Below are 255 nucleotides of genomic sequence, written 5' to 3'. Positions count from 1 at the left end.
CAGTCCCAGTGTGGCCGTTCACCCTCTCAGGTCGGCTACGCATCGTCGCCTTGGTGAGCCGTTACCCCACCAACTAGCTAATGCGCCGCAGGCCCATCTATAAGTGACAGATTGCTCCGTCTTTCATCATCTCTCCAGGAGAAGAAATAAATTATCCGGTATTAGCTACCGTTTCCGGTAGTTATCCCAGTCTTACAGGCAGGTTGCCTACGTGTTACTCACCCGTCCGCCGCTAAGCATCAGAGAAGCAAGCTT

Annotated in this window: 1 rRNA gene; it reads right to left on the bottom strand. The window is 52.9% G+C overall.

Going from position 1 to position 255, the window contains the following annotated elements:
• Positions 1-255, bottom strand: a 16S ribosomal RNA gene (locus KJS65_RS29625); the annotation flags it as partial.

The sequence above is a fragment of the Paenibacillus sp. J23TS9 genome, from assembly GCF_018403225.1.
Taxonomy (GTDB): domain Bacteria; phylum Bacillota; class Bacilli; order Paenibacillales; family Paenibacillaceae; genus Paenibacillus_AQ.
Note: the sequence above shows the minus strand (reverse complement) of the source record. Positions and strands in the feature narration are given on the sequence as shown.